This is a genomic window from Rahnella sp. ChDrAdgB13, from assembly GCF_017655185.1.
GTDB lineage: Bacteria > Pseudomonadota > Gammaproteobacteria > Enterobacterales > Enterobacteriaceae > Rahnella > Rahnella contaminans.
This window is the reverse complement of the sequence record NZ_JAEMGT010000241.1, coordinates 1-2022: the sequence shown is the minus strand read 5'-3', so window position 1 is coordinate 2022 and position 2022 is coordinate 1. Positions and strand designations below refer to the sequence as shown.

The 2022-nt window shown below is 48.8% G+C and carries 2 protein-coding genes; both read right to left on the bottom strand.

Going from position 1 to position 2022, the window contains the following annotated elements:
• Positions 1-251: 251 nt before the first annotated feature.
• Positions 252-554, bottom strand: a complete 303-nt coding sequence (locus J8X26_RS27375; RefSeq protein WP_208952657.1) for a hypothetical protein — start codon at positions 552-554, stop codon at positions 252-254.
• Between the two features lie 15 nt (positions 555-569).
• Positions 570-2022, bottom strand: a 1453-nt coding sequence (locus J8X26_RS27370; RefSeq protein WP_208952656.1) for a VENN motif pre-toxin domain-containing protein, incomplete at its 5' end; no start/stop codon positions are given.

Below are 2022 nucleotides of genomic sequence, written 5' to 3'. Positions count from 1 at the left end.
GTGGTGCCGCTGGCGTGTCCGTCATTACCCGCCCCCGAGAGCGACAGATTGCCAACGTTCGAAAGCAGGTTAACCTGGGCTGCCCGATCCGTATCCACAGATCACGCTCAAGGGCCGTTGGCTCGGGCAGCTTACATTACCATTGGGCAGAAGCTCGAGGTGATCATGCAACCAAGGTAGTTGATCATCCGGCTAGCTGAGGAGTGATCTGCTAAGAAAGGAACCCCGACCGGATTGGCCGGGGTTTAGTATTATGATTTTATAGTAAAAGAGATAAATAAATTATCGCCTTTCAAACCATTAATATGCTCTTTTGCATATTCAGTAGCTTCAATTGGATCAGCCGAAGAGCTGAACCAATCTGCATAAAAGTTATACATCCCCCCATCACTTCCACGCTGATAAACATCTCCACCTAAAACTAACCAGCCATTTTCTTTAAAAATATCAAGAGCATAATTTGATGAAGATATAGGTAACACGGCTTCATTTAAACCATTTTCAAGTAAGCTATGTCCGCAACGGGCATATAACTCTAAAATTTTTCCAATCATAACTTATAGCCCTCTTTATTTTTTATCCTGAACAAAGAGTCGATGATTAATCGTCCCATCTGGATTTCGTATATATTCGAAAACACCTTCATTTCCTCTGTAAGTACCAGGTATTTCGAGCTTCCAACGCTTGACACCATCACCACCAGTGATCTCGGATACCGTACCTTGTCCAGCATATCCATCGACTGATTCAGGGAAAGAATGATAATCTCCAGAAGATGCTTGTTGGCGTACTTTATCGGTATATGTTGTCCCATTTAAAAAGTTACCCGCATTAATCCCATCCTGTGACTCTGACATATAGTTCGAGTCATTTTTATCTGCTAGCGCAGGTCTAGGATTAATATAAATACCATCATTCTTACCAGGCTGGCTTTCCGGTGAAATAGTAATCATGCCTTTATTATCACCAGACTGATCCGGCGTAATCAGTGAAGTACCTTTGTTCTCGTCCGGAACCGGATTAACCAGCTTCCCACCCGTCAGATCATCATTCACCGGCACGGTTTCAGTTTTGCTTCCTGCACCATCAGCATGTTGCTGACTCTGCGCCGCAACTATCGCCATTATCACACAGACATCATTCGCCAGACAGCTCGCACCTAGCCCCTGCTTCACAGCTTTCGTTAGTGCCAGTGCCGCCTGATCATTCGCACTCCCCTTACCTGCTTCCGCCAATGCCGCAGAGTTCAGGGTTTCATACGCCAACATCTGCTGAACTAACCCGATACCGACCATGTTATTACTGATTTCATTCTGGCCAGCCTGCGCCCCCACCATCGCATTAGCCGAGTTGTCGCCTGCCAATCCACCTGCCAATCCTGCAGCTGCGGTTCCCAGCGCAACCAACGTTTGTTTCTGGCTTTCACTCAATTGGCTTACTGGAGTATCGCCATACAACGCAGTTTTTATCGCTTCGCCCATTAATGCCGTAGTCGCTGCACCCGCGGCACCCGCAGCGGCAGAGTTACCTTGTATTGAGGCCAGTGCACCAGCTACGACAGCATGGGCCATTACCCGGCTGGCTTCATCCGGTGCAATCTGCTTGATCACTTCCGCCAGGTACGGTGCACTCCCGCCTGCAATAGCCTTCGCTAAATCCCCACCGGCCAGCCCCTGTATTACCGCAGTCGCCGCCTGTAATCCCTGCTGAATAGCACTGCCCGTACCGTATTTCGCCATTTCAGTTTTGTAGCTGTCGGTATTTTTCAGTGCAGCAACATAAGCATCGCGCTGTTTCTGCGTGGCTTCCGGCCCCGGCTGTTTGATCCCAGGGTTGTCGGCACGAGCCTTTTCCAGCCCGTTGATATCGCCCTGTGTTCGCGCAATATCCATCACCTGCCCACCAATCTCCCCTATAAGCTGGGCCTGTTTTAGGCGGTTCTGCTCTTTTTCCTTATCGAAAATTGGGCTGATGCTGTCGTTGGCATGTTCCGTGTCGCGGCTGAGATCATTGATATTTTGC